Annotated in this window: 15 protein-coding genes and 1 pseudogene; 8 read left to right on the forward strand and 8 right to left on the reverse strand. The window is 70.3% G+C overall.

Annotation, left to right across the window (positions count from 1 at the left end; all coding sequences use genetic code 11):
- Window position 1 precedes the first annotated feature (1 nt).
- Entirely contained in the window at window positions 2–1,564 is a 1,563-nt protein-coding gene (locus HK415_RS15770; RefSeq protein WP_216370006.1) for a carboxyl transferase domain-containing protein, read from the reverse strand.
- Between the two features lie 162 nt (window positions 1,565–1,726).
- Between HK415_RS15770 and HK415_RS15775 the strand changes: the two genes are divergently transcribed.
- Together HK415_RS15775 and HK415_RS15780 are read left to right on the forward strand one after the other, a co-directional pair.
- Window positions 1,727–2,758: an AraC family transcriptional regulator gene (locus HK415_RS15775; RefSeq protein WP_253261909.1), complete on the forward strand. Its 1,032-nt coding sequence runs from the start codon at window positions 1,727–1,729 to the stop codon at window positions 2,756–2,758.
- Window positions 2,759–2,855: 97 nt separating this feature from the next.
- Window positions 2,856–3,293: a hemerythrin domain-containing protein gene (locus HK415_RS15780; protein WP_171561017.1), complete on the forward strand. Its 438-nt coding sequence runs from the start codon at window positions 2,856–2,858 to the stop codon at window positions 3,291–3,293.
- A 33-nt stretch (window positions 3,294–3,326) separates the two neighbouring features.
- Here the strand turns inward: HK415_RS15780 and HK415_RS15785 are convergent, their stop codons facing one another.
- The 3 genes and pseudogenes from HK415_RS15785 to HK415_RS26475 all read right to left on the reverse strand — a co-directional run bounded on the left by HK415_RS15785 (window position 3,327) and on the right by HK415_RS26475 (window position 6,242).
- Window positions 3,327–4,031, reverse strand: coding sequence for an anaerobic ribonucleoside-triphosphate reductase activating protein (locus HK415_RS15785; protein WP_309246715.1), 705 nt, complete (start codon window positions 4,029–4,031; stop codon window positions 3,327–3,329).
- Entirely contained in the window at window positions 3,991–4,194 is a 204-nt protein-coding gene (gene nrdD, locus HK415_RS26470; protein WP_171561018.1) for an anaerobic ribonucleoside-triphosphate reductase, read from the reverse strand. The genes HK415_RS15785 and nrdD overlap by 41 nt, the downstream gene beginning before the upstream one ends.
- Window positions 4,195–4,215: 21 nt before the next feature.
- Window positions 4,216–6,242 (reverse strand): annotated as a pseudogene (locus HK415_RS26475) (ribonucleoside triphosphate reductase).
- A 182-nt stretch (window positions 6,243–6,424) separates the two neighbouring features.
- On the opposite strand from HK415_RS26475, the gene HK415_RS15800 reads away from it, so the two are divergent.
- Window positions 6,425–7,648, forward strand: coding sequence for an MFS transporter (locus tag HK415_RS15800; protein WP_171561020.1), 1,224 nt, complete (start codon window positions 6,425–6,427; stop codon window positions 7,646–7,648).
- Between the two features lie 4 nt (window positions 7,649–7,652).
- Here HK415_RS15800 and HK415_RS15805 read toward each other — a convergent pair whose 3' ends face one another.
- Entirely contained in the window at window positions 7,653–8,228 is a 576-nt protein-coding gene (locus tag HK415_RS15805; RefSeq protein WP_171561021.1) for a hypothetical protein, read from the reverse strand.
- A 461-nt stretch (window positions 8,229–8,689) separates the two neighbouring features.
- Here HK415_RS15805 and HK415_RS15810 point away from each other — a divergent pair, with 461 nt between their 5' ends.
- The 3 genes from HK415_RS15810 to nthB all read left to right on the forward strand — a co-directional run bounded on the left by HK415_RS15810 (window position 8,690) and on the right by nthB (window position 10,213).
- Complete coding sequence (locus HK415_RS15810) at window positions 8,690–8,869, forward strand: RcnB family protein (RefSeq protein ID WP_171561022.1); 180 nt, start codon at window positions 8,690–8,692, stop codon at window positions 8,867–8,869.
- A gap of 70 nt (window positions 8,870–8,939) precedes the next feature.
- Window positions 8,940–9,551 carry a nitrile hydratase subunit alpha gene (nthA, locus tag HK415_RS15815; protein WP_171561023.1) on the forward strand — a complete coding sequence of 204 codons (612 nt, stop codon included), beginning with the start codon at window positions 8,940–8,942 and terminating at the stop codon, window positions 9,549–9,551.
- The gene (gene nthB / locus HK415_RS15820) at window positions 9,548–10,213 is read left to right on the forward strand and encodes a nitrile hydratase subunit beta (protein ID WP_309246716.1); all 666 of its coding nucleotides are present in this window, start codon (window positions 9,548–9,550) and stop codon (window positions 10,211–10,213) included. The genes nthA and nthB overlap by 4 nt, the downstream gene beginning before the upstream one ends.
- Window positions 10,214–10,216: 3 nt before the next feature.
- On the opposite strand, the gene HK415_RS15825 is transcribed toward nthB, so the two are convergent.
- Window positions 10,217–10,432, reverse strand: coding sequence for a hypothetical protein (locus HK415_RS15825; RefSeq protein ID WP_171561024.1), 216 nt, complete (start codon window positions 10,430–10,432; stop codon window positions 10,217–10,219).
- Between the two features lie 74 nt (window positions 10,433–10,506).
- Between HK415_RS15825 and HK415_RS26480 the strand changes: the two genes are divergently transcribed.
- The gene (locus HK415_RS26480; RefSeq protein WP_171561025.1) at window positions 10,507–11,214 is read left to right on the forward strand and encodes a Crp/Fnr family transcriptional regulator; all 708 of its coding nucleotides are present in this window, start codon (window positions 10,507–10,509) and stop codon (window positions 11,212–11,214) included.
- Window positions 11,211–11,576 carry a nitrile hydratase accessory protein gene (locus HK415_RS15835; RefSeq protein ID WP_171561026.1) on the forward strand — a complete coding sequence of 122 codons (366 nt, stop codon included), beginning with the start codon at window positions 11,211–11,213 and terminating at the stop codon, window positions 11,574–11,576. Before HK415_RS26480 ends, HK415_RS15835 begins: the two co-directional genes overlap by 4 nt.
- Before the next feature lie 37 nt (window positions 11,577–11,613).
- Here the strand turns inward: HK415_RS15835 and HK415_RS15840 are convergent, their stop codons facing one another.
- On the reverse strand, window positions 11,614–11,973 hold the full coding sequence (locus HK415_RS15840; RefSeq protein ID WP_171561027.1) for a hypothetical protein: 360 nt from the start codon (window positions 11,971–11,973) through the stop codon (window positions 11,614–11,616).
- A gap of 27 nt (window positions 11,974–12,000) precedes the next feature.
- A complete protein-coding gene (locus HK415_RS15845; protein WP_171561028.1) occupies window positions 12,001–13,671 on the reverse strand; it encodes a response regulator in 1,671 nt (556 codons plus the stop codon).
- Window positions 13,672–13,675: the final 4 nt, after the last annotated feature.

The raw sequence follows: 13,675 nt of genomic DNA on the forward strand, positions 1-13,675 counted from the left end.
GTCACATCCGGAACACGCCGAACTTCGGCTCGCCGATCGGCGCGTTCATGGTGGCCGACAGGCCCAGCGCGAGCACGCGGCGGGTGTCGGCCGGGTCGATCACGCCATCGTCCCACAGGCGCGCGCTCGAGTAGTAGGGATGCGACTGGCGGCCGAACTGGTCGAGGATCGGCTGGCGGAAGGCCGCTTCCTCCTCGGCGCTCCACTGGCCGCCGCGCGACTCGATGCCGTCGCGCTTGACCGTCGCCAGCACGCTGGCCGCCTGCTCCGCGCCCATCACGCAGGTGCGCGCGCTCGGCCAGGTCCAGAGGAAGCGCGGCGAATAGGCGCGGCCGCACATGCCGTAGTTGCCGGCGCCGTAGCTGCCGCCGATGATGATGGTGAACTTGGGCACGCTGGCCGTCGCCACCGCCGTCACCATCTTGGCGCCGTGGCGCGCGATGCCCTCGCTCTCGTACTTGCGGCCGACCATGAAGCCGGTGATGTTCTGCAGGAACACCAGCGGCACCTTGCGCTGGCAGCACAGCTCGATGAAGTGGGCGCCCTTCTGCGCCGACTCCGAGAACAGGATGCCGTTGTTGGCGATGATGCCCACCGGCATGCCTTCCACGTGCGCGAAGCCGCACACCAGGGTGGTGCCGTAGCGCGCCTTGAACTCGTGGAACTCCGAGCCGTCGATGATGCGGGCGATGATCTCGCGCACGTCGAAGGGCTTGCGGTTGTCGGTGGGGATCACGCCGTAGAGCTCGCGGCCCTCGTACTTCGGCGGCTGCGGCTTGCGCAGCTGCACCGGCGGCTGCTTGGCGCGGTTGAGCGTGGCCAGCACCTGGCGCGCCAGCGCCAGCGCGTGCTCGTCGTTCATCGCCAGGTGGTCGGCCACGCCGGACAGGCGCGTGTGCACGTCGCCGCCGCCCAGGTCCTCCGCGCTCACCACCTCGCCGGTGGCGGCCTTCACCAGCGGCGGGCCGCCCAGGAAGATGGTGCCCTGCTCCTTGACGATGATGGTCTCGTCGCTCATCGCCGGCGGCACGTAGGCGCCGCCGGCCGTGCAGGACCCCATCACCACCGCGACCTGGGCGATGCCCTGCGCCGACAGGTTGGCCTGGTTGTAGAAGATGCGGCCGAAGTGCTCGCGGTCGGGGAAGACTTCGTCCTGGTTCGGCAGGTTCGCGCCGCCCGAGTCCACCAGGTAGATGCAGGGCAGCCGATTCTGCGCGGCGATCTCCTGCGCCCGCAGGTGCTTCTTCACCGTCATCGGGTAGTAGGTGCCGCCCTTCACGGTGGCGTCGTTGCACACGATCATGCAGTCCACGCCGCTCACGCGGCCGATGCCCGCGATGATCCCGGCGCAGGGGGCGGCCATCACGCCGTCCTTCTCCAGGTACATCCCGTGCCCGGCCAGCGGCCCGATCTCCAGGAAGGGCGTGCCGGGGTCCAGCAGCATCTGCACGCGCTCGCGCGGCGGCAGCTTGCCGCGCGCCTCGTGCTTCCTGCGCGCCACCTCGCCGCCGCCGGCCGCGTGCAGCGCCACCTGCGCATTCAGGTCGTCGACCAGGGCCTGCATGGCGGCCGCGTTGGCCTGGAAGTCGGCGGAACGGGGATTGAGTTGGCTCTCGATGACGGGCACTGCGGCAGTCTCCTGGTGTTGGCCGGAGCTTAAGCCACTGCTGCCGTTCCGCTACTGCCCGGTGGGTTGCAAATCCTGCCAGCGCGCTAGACTTGCGCCATGCCCACCGCCGCCCGCCAGCGCACCCACACCGCCGCCACGCCGATGGCGTTCGCACGAGCCATAGCGGCAGCCTACCGGCGGCATGGGGCGAGCCCCGACGCGGCCCTGCAGATGGCACAGATCACGCCAGCCCAGCTGCAAAAGGCGGACGGGCGGATGACCGCGCGCCAGATGGAGATCCTCTCCGGCGCGGCCATGCAGGAACTGGACGACGAAGGGCTGGGCGCCTTCGGCCGACGCCTGCCCTGGGGCAGCTACGGCATGCTGGCGCGCGCCTCGCTGACCGCGCCCAACCTGGGCGTCGCGCTGGGCCGCTGGTGCCGCCACCACGGGCTGCTCACGGACGACATCCGCCTGGCGCTGGCGGTGAACGGCAGCGCCGCGGAGATCACGCTGGAAGAAAGGCAACGGCTGCCGGCGGAGGTGCGCGAGCTGGGCATCGCCTTCATCCTGCGCAACATCCACGGCCTGGCCTGCTGGTACATCGATTCGCGCATCCCGCTGCAGGGCGCCTTCTTCCCCTTCCCGCAGCCGGCGCACGCCGATGCGTATGCGCACATGTTCCCGGCCCCGCTCGCCTTCGACGCCCCGCTCGCGGGCGTGCGCTTCGACGCCCAGTACCTGCGCCTGCCGCTGCGGCGCGACGAGAAGGCGCTGGCGCAGATGCTGCAGCGCGCGCTTTCGATCACGGTGCTGCAGTACCGGCGCGACCGGCTGCTGGTGCCGCAAGTGCGGCAGGCGCTGGCGGCCCATCCGGAACGCAGCCACAGCGCCGAGGCGCTGGCCCAGCTGCTGCACGTGTCGGCGCGCACGCTGCACCGCCAGCTCAAGGAGGAAGGCGCGAGCCTGCAGCAGCTCAAGGACGAAGTGCGCCTGGAGCGCGCGAAGGACCTGCTGTATCGCAGCAGCCGGCCGGTCAAGCAGGTCGCCGCAGCGGTGGGCTTCCGCAACGAGAAGAGCTTCGCGCGCGCCTTCCGTGCCTGGGCTGGCGTCAGCCCCGGCGAGTTCCGCGCCCGCTCCGCCGCGTAGCCGGTAGGCCGCCGACTACATGAAGCGCCGACGCCGCTTGCTCGTGTCGCACGGCAGGGCGCGCTAGCGTGGTGGCTTCTCACGAACGGACCACACCATGCCCCAGCAAGACGCCTGCACCCTGCTCGACGAAGACCACAAGAAGGTCGAGCAACTCTTCAAGGAATACCAATCGGCCGACACCGCGCGCAAGCAGCAGCTGGCCCAGACGATCGCCCAGGAACTGAGCGTCCACATGCAGATCGAGGACGAGATCTTCTACCCGGCCTTCCTGGACGCCACCGGCGACGACGACATGATCGAGGAAGCCGAGGACGAGCACGACGAGGCCCGCGAGCTGATCGCCAGGCTCGAAGGCGGCAAGGCCGACGACGAAGTGATGAAGGATCTGCAGAAGGCCATCGAGCACCACGTCGGCGAGGAGCGCCGCGAGATGTTCCCCAAGGCGCGCGAGACTTCCGGCCTGGACCTGGTGAAACTCGCGCAGGAGCTGGAAGCGCGCAAGACCGAGCTGATGTCCGACCACCCGGCATGAAGCTGGCGACGGCGCCGTGGGCGCAGGGCCGCGTCAGGCCGCGCGCAGCTCGAAGCGTTCGAAGCGCGCGCTGAACGCGGCGATCTCCTGCGCCCCCGGCGGTGCCGCAGGTGAGGGGCCACGGCACTGCTGCAACGCCCAGTGGCGGACACCCAGGCTGGCCAGCTGCTCCGACAGCGCGTGCAGCTCGCCGACGGCGAACAGCTCCTCGCCCCAGGTCGTGCGGCACTCGAAAGCCACGCCGCTGTCGATCAGGTGGCACAGCGAGGCCTTCACGCGCGGCGAGCAGCCGCGCGTGCCGGTGATCTCGTCGATGCGTTCCCAGGGGCCCTTGATGTCCAGCCCCACCCAGTCCAGCCGCGGCAGCAGCTGCGCCAGGCGCTCGGGATACATGCCGCCGGTGTGCAGGCCGGTCTCGAAGCCCATGCTCCGCACTTCGTCGAGCGCGTCACACAGGCCCGCCTGCAGCGTGGGCTCCCCGCCGGAGAAGACGACGCCATCGAGCAGGCCGCGCCGCGCCCGCAGGAAATCGCGCACCTCGGCCCAGGGATGCCGGCCCTCGTGGGTGGCATCCAGCAGCTCGGGGTTGTGGCAATAACTGCAGCGCCACGGGCAGCCCTGCAGGTACACCACGGCCGCCAGCCGGCCGGGGAAGTCGATGCTGGTCCAGCGGGTCAGCCCGCCGATCCGCAGCCGGTCAGCTGCGCTCGGCAAAGAACTGGCGCTCGCGGTGTTCACCCTTCTTGCCGGTGTTGAAGCTCGCGACCGGGCGGTGGTAGCCCATCACGCGCGTCCACACCTCGCAGGGCTGGCGCTCTTCGTCCGAAAGCTCCACGCATTCAGGTGCGAGCTCGACGAGGTCGGCGAAGTCGGAGTCGTTGGCAGGGGCGGGAACGTTCATGTCTTCTCCTCGGGTCGTTGTTCAGGCAATGGCGGCCAGGCCGGCGCGCTTGCGCGCGAGCCGCTCCTCGTCGCACTTGGGGCAGAAGGCGTGCTCGCCATCCAGGTAGCCGTGCGTGGGGCAGATCGAGAAGGTCGGCGTGACCGTGATGTAGGGCAGCCGGAAGCGCGTCAGGGCGCGCTGCACCAGCGCCCGGCAGGCTTCGGCACTGGACAGGCGCTCGCCCATGTACAGGTGCAGCACGGTGCCCCCGGTGTACTTGGACTGCAGCTGCTCCTGCCGCATCATGGCCTCGAAGGGATCGTCGGTGAAGCCCACCGGCAGCTGCGAGGAGTTCGTGTAGTAAGGCTGCGTGTCGCTGCCGGCCTGCAGGATGTCGGGCCAGCGCTTGCGGTCCTCGCGCGCGAAGCGGTAGGTGGTGCCTTCGGCCGGCGTGGCTTCCAGGTTGTACAGGTGGCCGGTCTCCTCCTGGAAGGCGACGATCTGCTCGCGCACGTGGTCGAGCAGGCGCAGCGCGAAGGTCTCGCCCCATTCGCTGGTGATGTCGTGCTCGCCGCCGCTGAAGTTGCGCACCATCTCGTTGATGCCGTTGACGCCCAGCGTGGAGAAGTGATTGCGCAGCGTGCCCAGGTAGCGCTTGGTGTAGGGGAACAGGCCCTGGTCCATCAGGCGCTGGATCAGCTTGCGCTTGGTCTCCAGGCTTTCCTTGCCCAGCACCAGCAGGCGGTCGAGCGCGCGCAGCAGGCCGGCTTCGTCGCCGCGGTGCAGGTAGCCCAGGCGCGCGCAGTTGACCGTCACCACGCCGAGGCTGCCGGTCTCCGCTCCGCGCTGCCGAACAGGCCGTTGCCGCGCTTGAGCAGCTCGCGCACATCCAGCTGCAGGCGGCAGCACATGGAGCGCACCATGTTCGGCTCCAGCTCGGAGTTGATGAAGTTCTGGAAGTACGGCAGGCCGTACTTGGCCGTCATCTCGAACAGGCGCATCGCGTTCTCCGACTCCCAGGGGAAGTCGGGCGTGATGTTGTAGGTGGGGATGGGGAAGGTGAAGACGCGGCCCTTGGCGTCGCCCTCGGTCATCACCTCGATGAAGGCCCGGTTGATCATGTCCATCTCGCGGGACAGGTCGCCGTAGCAGAAGGGCATCTCCTCGCCGGCGATCACCGGCACCTGCTCCTTCAGGTCGTCGGGGCAGGTCCAGTCGAAGGTGAGGTTGGTGAAGGGCGTCTGCGTGCCCCAGCGCGAAGGCACGTTCAGGTTGTGCACCAGTTCCTGGATGCACTGGCGCACCTGCGCATAGGTCATCGCATCCTTGCGGATGAAGGGCGCCATGTAGGTGTCGAAGGAGGAGAAGGCCTGTGCGCCCGCCCACTCGTTCTGCAGCGTGCCCAGGAAGTTCACCACCTGGCCGACGGCCGAGGACATGTGCTTCGCCGGGGCCGCCTCCACCTTGCCCGGCACGCCGTTGAGGCCCTCGTGCAGCAGCGTGCGCAGCGACCAGCCGGCGCAGTACCCGGAGAGCATGTCCAGGTCGTGGATGTGCAGGTCGCCGCTGCGGTGCGCCTCGCCGATCTCCGGCGTGTACACGTGCGACAGCCAGTAGTTGGCCGTGACCTTGCCGGCCACGTTGAGGATCAGGCCGCCGAGCGAGTAGCCCTGGTTGGCGTTGGCGTTGACGCGCCAGTCCGAGCGCGAGAGGTATTCGCCCATCGACGCCTCGACGTCCACCACGGTCTGGCGGCCGCGCCGCAGGGCCGCGTGCTTCTCGCGATAGACGATGTAGGCGCGGGCGGTCTTGAGGTGGTTGGCCGCGATCAGAGTCTGCTCCACCACGTCCTGGATCTGCTCGATGTGCGGTGCCTGCCCGTTGAAGCGGAACATCAGGACCTTGCGCACCTGGGCCGAGAGCAGCGCGCCCTCGTCACCGTCGAATTCACCGGTGGCGGCACCGGCGCGCTGCAGCGCGTTCTCGATCTTCCTCGCATCGAACGGGGCGCGCTCGCCGTTGCGCTTGATCACCTCGCGCGGGGCGAGTTGCATGGGGGTGTTCATGGGTCCCTCCTTCTTGTCCAACACACTACATATAGGGCCCGGAGTATGTTTGGACCCCATATGTAGTGTTTGACGCCGGTCAAGGTTCCGCCGCCGCGCAGCCGGATGCGGGTTTCCACCTGCAACCAAGGTCCTACGGCGTGGTCGCTACACTCGAAGGCGCATTCCACCCCCGTGCCTTCTTGAAACTCTTCTACGGCTGGCGCATTTCCTTCGCGGGCGCCGCGCTCCAGTTCCTCCACTCCGCGCTGCTGGTGCAGGCTTTCGGGGCCTACGTGGCCATGCTTTCGGAGGAGAAGGGCTGGAGCAAGACGGCGCTGTCCGGCGCCGCGGCGCTGCAGTCGATCGAGGGCGCGCTGCTCGGCCCCGTGCTCGGCTGGCTGGTGGACCGCTTCGGCCCGCGCGCCATGGTGCAGGTCGGCGTGGTGCTGCTGGCCCTCGGCTACTTCGCGCTGAGCGCGGTCGGATCGCTCGGCGACTTCTACGGTGCGGTGCTGGTCATCGCGGTCGGCGCCAGCCTGTGCGGCTACTTCCCCTTCTCGGTGGCGCTGGTGCACTGGTTCGAGCGGCGCCGCGCGCGTGCGCTGTCGCTCATGAGCCTGGGCCTGGCGGCGGGCGGGCTGGCCGTGCCGCTGGTGGGCTGGGTGATGCAGAACCACGGCTGGCAGCGCATGGCGCTGTACTCCGGCGCCGTGCTGCTGGTGCTCGGCCTGCCGCTGGCGCGCATCATCCGGCGCAATCCGGCGGAGATCGGAGAGACCATGGACGGCCTGCCGCCCGCGCCGCCGCCCGAACCCACGTTGGGCGGCACCCTGCCGGCACCGGCGCGCTCCTTCACCGCCGGCGAGGCGCTGCGCACGCGCGCCTTCTGGCTGCTCGGGCTGGGCCACGGCTTCGCGCTGCTGGTGGTCACCGCCGTCAACGTGCACGCGATCTCGCACATGAAGGAAGGCCTGGGCTACACGCTGCCGCAGGCCTCGCTGGTCATCATGCTGATGACCATGGCGCAGGCATGCGGCGTGCTGCTGGGCGCGGCGATGGGTGACCGCTGGAACAAGCGCCACGTGGCCGCCGGCTGCATGCTGGCGCACGCGCTCGGCCTGCTGATGCTGACGTGGGCGGTGCACCCGGTGATGCTGGGCGCCTTCGCCGTGCTGCACGGCGTGGCCTGGGGCCTGCGCGGCCCCTTCATGCAGGCGCTGCGCGCGGACTACTTCGGCCTGCAGGCGATCGGCATGATCCTCGGCCTGTCGGCGATCATCATCTCGCTGGGACAGGTGGCGGGGCCGCTGATCGCGGGCGCCTTCGCCGACGTGACCGGCAACTACCGTGCGGGCTTCACGCTGCTGGCGCTGGTGGCGGGGTCGGGATCGGTGCTGTTCCTGCTCGCGCGCAAGCCGCGCTGAGCGTTCAGCGGCGGCAGCGCAGCGGCTTGTCGCGCGCCACCGGCGTGAGCTCGCGCTCCACGCACAGCAGCGTGAGCGGGGACGGCGTCACGCGCCGGTCCGCATCCACCACCGCCTGCACGCGCCGCGCGCCGTTTTCGGCCGTCACCCAGTAACGCTGCGGCGCGCCGGTGAGGTCGGGATTGGGTTGCGAGAGCGTGACCTGTCCGCTGGCCTCGGGCCCGAGCCAGGACTTCACGCCCGCATCGGCGATCACGAAACGCGTGATGCGTGCCTCCTCGGCGATGCGCTCGTCCTCCTGCCGTTCCCAGGTCATGCCGCTGGCGAACAGCAGGATCACCATGGGCACCACGATCAGCAGGATCTTGTGCTGGCGCCAGGGGTCGTGCCGCCGTTCGCGCGACACCATGATCGCCTCGGCGAACATCAGCGTCATGAAGCAGGCGGGCACCGCGCCGACGGACCACCAGAGCAGGGCGCCGGTGGGCTCCGCAGGCGCGACCGGCTGCGCCAGCAAGGCGTAGCCGATCAGCAGCCACAGCGGCAGCAGCCCGAGGCCGCCGTACAGGAGGAAGCCCATCCACGCAGTGTAGCCACGCCGGCGGGGGTCCGCACGGGGAAACCCCTGCCCCGGCGTGCCAGCCGCGCGCGACCTTCCCGACGCCGTGTCGCTCGCAGGTCCTACACCGCGCCGGCGCTGGCTGCCGAATAGTTGGGCTGACAGTCACTGGAGCCCAAGACATGAACACCTCGAAGAAGACTCTCCTTGCCGCCCTGCTGGCCACCATGGCGCTTTCCCCCGCGTTCGCGGACAAGGGCGGCCACGGCAAGGGGGCGGCAAGCACGACCGCGTGGAGCACGTCAGCGCCACAACGACCGCCACGACGGCGACCGGCTTGAGCGCCATGGCCGCGACGGCCGGTTCGACCGCGACGACCGCGTCGTGATCCTGGACCGCCACCACGACCGCAGCTGCCCGCCCGGACTGGCGAAGAAGCACAACGGCTGCCTGCCCCCGGACAGGCGAAGAAGGCCAACCGCGTGATCATCGGCCAGGCGCTGCCGCCGGGCGCCGTGTTCACCGTGCCGCGCCGCACCCTGTCGACGCTGCCGCCGCCGCCCGTGGGCTACCGCTACGCCGTGGTGAACAACCAGGTGGTGCTGGTCGGCAACAACAGCAACATCGTGGTCGACATCATCCTGCGCAGCCTCCTGGGCTGAGGACGCTCCGGCAGTGGCGCCGCGCTGAAGGGCCTTGAATCCCCGTGGGCGCAGCGGCACACTGCCGCGGATGGCCCAGGATCACGATCACGACCACCCACACAGCGAGCTGGACCCCACCGAGCTGCGCGTGCGGGCGCTGCAGAGCGTGCTCACGCAGAAGGGCTACATCGACCCGGCCGCGCTCGACGAGATCATCGACACCTACCAGACGCGCATCGGCCCGCGCAACGGCGCGCAGGTGGTGGCCAGGGCGTGGAGCGACCCGGCCTTCTTCGACTGGCTGGTGCGCGACGCCTCCGCGGCCATCGCTTCGCTGGGATACACCGGCCGGCAGGGAGAGCACATGGTGGCGCTGGCCAACACCGACGCCGTGCACAACATGGTGGTCTGCACGCTGTGCAGCTGCTATCCCTGGCCGGTGCTGGGCCTGCCGCCGGTCTGGTACAAGAGCGCGCCCTACCGCTCGCGCGCGGTGCGCGACCCGCGCGGCGTGCTCGCCGATTTCGGCGTCACGCTGCCGCCCGGCCAGGAGATCCGCGTCTGGGACTCCACCGCCGAGGTGCGCTACCTGGTGATCCCGCAGCGCCCACCGGGCAGCGAGGGCCTGGACGAAGCGCAGCTGGCCGCCCTGGTGACGCGCGATTCCATGATCGGCACCGGCCTGCCGAAGTCGCCATGAGCCTGCCCTATCGCAGCCAAGCGGACCTGGGCGGGCAGCTCGGGCACGGACCCGTGGTCCCGGAGCCGGAGGACGTGCGCTTCCACGAGAGCTGGGAACCGGCGGCCCTGGCGATCGTGCTGGCCATGGGCGCCACCGGCAGCTGGAACATCGACATGAGCCGCTCGGCACGCGAGACTTTGCCGGACTACGAGCGCCTCAGCTACTACCGCATCTGGCTGGCCGCGCTGGAAAAGCTGATGGCCGAGCGCGGCCAGGTGCTGCCCGGGGAGGTCGACGCGGGGCAGGCGCTGCACGCGCCGGTGCCGGTCGCGCGCGTGCTGCATGCGGGTGATGTCGCCGCGGCACTGGCCAAGGGTTCCCCGACCTGGCGGCCCGATCCCGCGCCGCCGCGCTTCGCCGTCGGCGACCGGGTGCGCACGCGCGCCCAGGCCGTGCCGCATCACACTCGCCTGCCGGGCTACGCCCGCGGCAAGGTCGGCACCATCGCGCGCGTGCACGGCAGCCACGTGTTCGCCGACACGCACGCGCATGGCCAGGGCGAGCAGCCGCAGCCGCTGTACACGGTGGTGTTCGACGCGGGGGAGCTGTGGGGCGAGGGCGCGGCGCCGGGCCTGCGCGTGTCCATCGACGCCTGGCAGCCTTACCTCGCGCCGGCCTGAGGCTCAGCGCCGGGTCGCGAGCAGCGCGCGCAGGCGCTCCGCTTCCTGCTGCATCAGCGCCATGCACCGGCGCAGCAGGTGCAGCACCAGGTCGCCCCCGGGGTCCTCATCCGGATGCGGCAGGCGTGCGCCATGGCGCGCCAGCACTTCCTCCAGCCGCTGCAGCGCGGTCCGCAACTCTTCGCGCGTGGGCAGGGCGCTGTGTGCGGATTCGGACATGGAGCGCACTATAGGTGACGCGGAGGGGCTATAACGACACCCCCGGTGCAAAAAGGGATCAAGGGATGGACAGCGTGCAATCCGACCTGCGGGCCAATCGCCTGCTGGCCCTGCTCGACGACGCCACGCTGCATGCGGTGGCGCCCGCTCTGGAGCCGGCGCGCCTGGAGCTGCGCCAGCTGCTGTGGGAGGAAGGGCAGCCGATGGAGCACGCCTGGTTTCCCGCGGCCGGGGTGCTGTCGATGCTCGGTGCCGTCGCGAGCGACACCAAGATCGAGGTCGGCACCATAGGGAGCGAAGGCGTGCTGGCCGTGCCCATGCTGCTGGGCGCACAGCGCAGTCCCGGCATCGTGTTCGTGCAGGTCGAAGGCGCCGGCTGGCGCATGCCCGCGGCAGCGTTCGCGGCCGCCGCGCAGGCGCACCCGGGCTTCCTGCGCGTGATGCACGCCTACACCCATGCCTTGTTCGTCCAGGTGTCGCAAGGGACCGCCTGCAACCGCGCGCATGCAGTGGAGCAGCGCTGCGCGCGCTGGCTGCTGCAGACGCACGACCGCGTGCGCGGCAATGCCTTCGACCTCACGCAGGAGTTCCTCGCGCACATGCTGGGCGAGCGGCGCGCGACGGTGAACCAGGTCGCCTCCATGCTGCAGCACCGCGGCCTGATCCGCTACACGCGCGGGCACATCGAGGTGACCGACCGCGACGGCCTGGAGGCGGCCGCCTGCCCGTGCTACCGCTTCGTGCGCGACGAGTACGAGCGCATCCTGGTGCCGCAGGCATGAACCCCTTCCACGAATTGCCCGGCCTGCCGCGCGACGGCGAAGGACCGGTGTTCGGCGCGCCCTGGCAGGCCCAGGCCTTCGCCATGACGCTGGCGCTGTACCGGCACGGCCTGTTCACCTGGCCCGAGTGGGCGCAAGCCCTCGCCGAGCGGATCCAGGCGGCGCCGGCGCAGCCCGGCGAAGACGCGGGCGATGCCTACTACCGCCAGTGGCTGGAAGCGCTGGAGCACCTGGTGGCCGCCAAGGGTGCGAGCTCCGCCGTCGAACTGCACCGCTACCAGGAGGCCTGGGACCATGCGGCCGACCGCACGCCGCACGGGCAGCCGATCGAACTGCGGCCGGACGACTTCGGCGCTGCCTAGGCAGCCTGCACCGCCGGCGGACGCGCAGTCCCCTTGCTCAATCGATCGCGAAGGCGCTGCGCAAGGCCTCGCAGAAGGCCCGCGTGCCGCTCAGCGTGAGGCTGAGCGTGATGCGCGGCGCGGCGGGCGCCGCATCGTGCAGGTCCAGCCCGCCCGCGCCGTACTGCACGCGCAAGGGCGTGCTGGTCTCGCGCGTCCCCTGCAGTTCGTAGTCCCACTCGCCGCCTTCGTCCAGTGCGGCCGCGGGCCCGAAGGAGCGCTCGGCCCAGCCGAGCACGCGCAGCACTTCCGCCTGCAGCGCGGCGAACTGCGCCGGCGCCACCGAAGCCATCGCATCGAAGCTGCCCCGGCCCTCGGCGTCGCCGCTGGATTCGAAGTCCAGGTACTGGAGGCTCATGGCCGGACCGACGCCGCGGATGACACGCTAGCTGCCGGCCTCGGCGACGCGCGCATCGATCAGCTTCACCAGCTCGCCGATGTCCAGCGGCTTGACCATGTGGCGGTCGAAGCCCGCGTCCCGCGCCTTCTGCACGTCCTGCGGCTGGCCCCAGCCGGTGACCGCCACCAGCGTGCGCGCGGTGCCCGAAGCCTGTGCCCGGATGAGGCGGCAGGTTTCGTAGCCGTTGAGCTTGGGCATGCCGATGTCCAGCAGCACGAGGTGCGGGTCGAAGCTTTCCGCCTCCAGTACCGCGGCCTCGCCATCATGCACCTGGCGCACCTCGTGTCCCATCACCTCCAGCAGCACCCCCAGCGTCTCGGCGGCGTCGTGGTTGTCGTCCGCCACCAGGATGCGCAGGCCCACCGCGGCCGTGGCGGCGGCGGGCGCCTGTGCCGGCTGCGTCTCGGTCGCCGGCTCGCTGCCCACGACGGGAATCCGCACCAGGAACTCGCTGCCCTTGCCCAGGCCCTCGCTGCGCGCGGTGACGTTGCCGCCGTGCAGCTGCACCAGCCTGCGCGTGAGGGCCAGGCCGATGCCCAGGCCACCCTTGGACCGCGACAGCGCCGGCTCCTCCTGCGAGAACATCTCGAACACTTCCTCCAGCCGGTGCGGCTGGATGCCCATGCCGTTGTCGCGCACGGCCACCAGCGCGGTGCCGCCCTCGGCCACCACGCGCACCTCGATCTGGCCGCCCGGGTCGGTGTACTTGGCCGCATTGCTCAGCAGGTTCATCAGGGCCTGGGACAGACGCGCGGGGTCGGCGTCCACCAGCAGCCGGGCCGGCGGCTGCACGATCGTGAGCTTGTGGCCCGAGCCGTCGATCTGCGGCTGGATGGTCTCCACCGCCTCGGCCAGGATGGCGTCCAGTGCCACCTGCTTGCGGCGCAGCTCGATGCGTCCCTGGTTGATGCGGCTGATGTCCATCAGGTCGTCGATCAGCCGGCCCAGGCCGTGCACCTGGCGGTCGATCACTTCCGAAGCCCACTGCACATCGGACGTGCCGGGCCCGCGCAGCTTGAGGAAATGGATCGCGTTGCGGATCGGCGCGAGCGGATTGCGCAGTTCGTGCGCGAGCGTCGCCAGGAATTCGTCCTTGCGCCGGCCCGCTTCGCGCAGCAGTTCCTCGCTGGCCTGCAGGGCCGCGGTGCGTTCGGTCACCCGCTGGTCCAGCGAGGCGTTGAGCTCGCTCAGGCGCTCCTCGGCGCGCCGCCGCTCCGTCACCTCCGCCAGCAGCATGCGGTTGGCCCGCTCCAATTCGCGGCCCTTCTTGTGCAGCTCGGCGAACACCGACACCTTGGACTTCAGCACCGCCGGGTTCACCGGCTTGTGCAGGTAGTCCACGGCGCCGGAGCCGTAGCCTTCGAGGATGTGCTGGTCCTCGTTGTAGAAGGCGGTGAGGAAGATGATCGGGATGCGCGCGGTCTTCCTGCGCTCCTTCACCAGCTGCGCCAGCTCGAAGCCGGTCATGCCGGGCATCTGCACGTCCAGCACCAGCAGCGCGAACTCGTCGGCCATCAGCGCCAGCAGCGCTTCGTCGCCCGAGGTGGCCCGCACCAGCCGGTAGCTCGGGTCGTCCAGGATGGACTCCAGGACCGCGAGGTTCCTCGGCTCGTCGTCGACGATGAGGATGTTGACTCTTTCGATGGTGCTGGTCATGGTT

It is taken from the genome of Ramlibacter montanisoli (genome assembly GCF_013087525.1).
GTDB classification, from domain to species: Bacteria; Pseudomonadota; Gammaproteobacteria; order Burkholderiales; family Burkholderiaceae_C; genus Ramlibacter; species Ramlibacter montanisoli.

Bases quoted from the DNA above. Each gene is read 5' to 3' on its own strand.
- nthB (WP_309246716.1), top strand. From the start codon at position 9,548: ATGAGCCTGCCCTATCGCAGCCAAGCGGACCTGGGCGGGCAGCTCGGG.
- HK415_RS15840 (WP_171561027.1), bottom strand. From the start codon at position 11,973: ATGAGCCTCCAGTACCTGGACTTCGAATCCAGCGGCGACGCCGAGGGC.
- HK415_RS15845 (WP_171561028.1), bottom strand. From the start codon at position 13,671: ATGACCAGCACCATCGAAAGAGTCAACATCCTCATCGTCGACGACGAG.
- HK415_RS15805 (WP_171561021.1), bottom strand. From the start codon at position 8,228: ATGGGCTTCCTCCTGTACGGCGGCCTCGGGCTGCTGCCGCTGTGGCTG.
- HK415_RS15775 (WP_253261909.1), top strand. From the start codon at position 1,727: ATGCCCACCGCCGCCCGCCAGCGCACCCACACCGCCGCCACGCCGATG.
- nthA (WP_171561023.1), top strand. From the start codon at position 8,940: ATGGCCCAGGATCACGATCACGACCACCCACACAGCGAGCTGGACCCC.
- nrdD (WP_171561018.1), bottom strand. From the start codon at position 4,194: ATGAACGTTCCCGCCCCTGCCAACGACTCCGACTTCGCCGACCTCGTC.
- HK415_RS15770 (WP_216370006.1), bottom strand. From the start codon at position 1,564: ATGCAGGCCCTGGTCGACGACCTGAATGCGCAGGTGGCGCTGCACGCG.
- HK415_RS15835 (WP_171561026.1), top strand. From the start codon at position 11,211: ATGAACCCCTTCCACGAATTGCCCGGCCTGCCGCGCGACGGCGAAGGA.
- HK415_RS15780 (WP_171561017.1), top strand. From the start codon at position 2,856: ATGCCCCAGCAAGACGCCTGCACCCTGCTCGACGAAGACCACAAGAAG.
- HK415_RS15825 (WP_171561024.1), bottom strand. From the start codon at position 10,432: ATGTCCGAATCCGCACACAGCGCCCTGCCCACGCGCGAAGAGTTGCGG.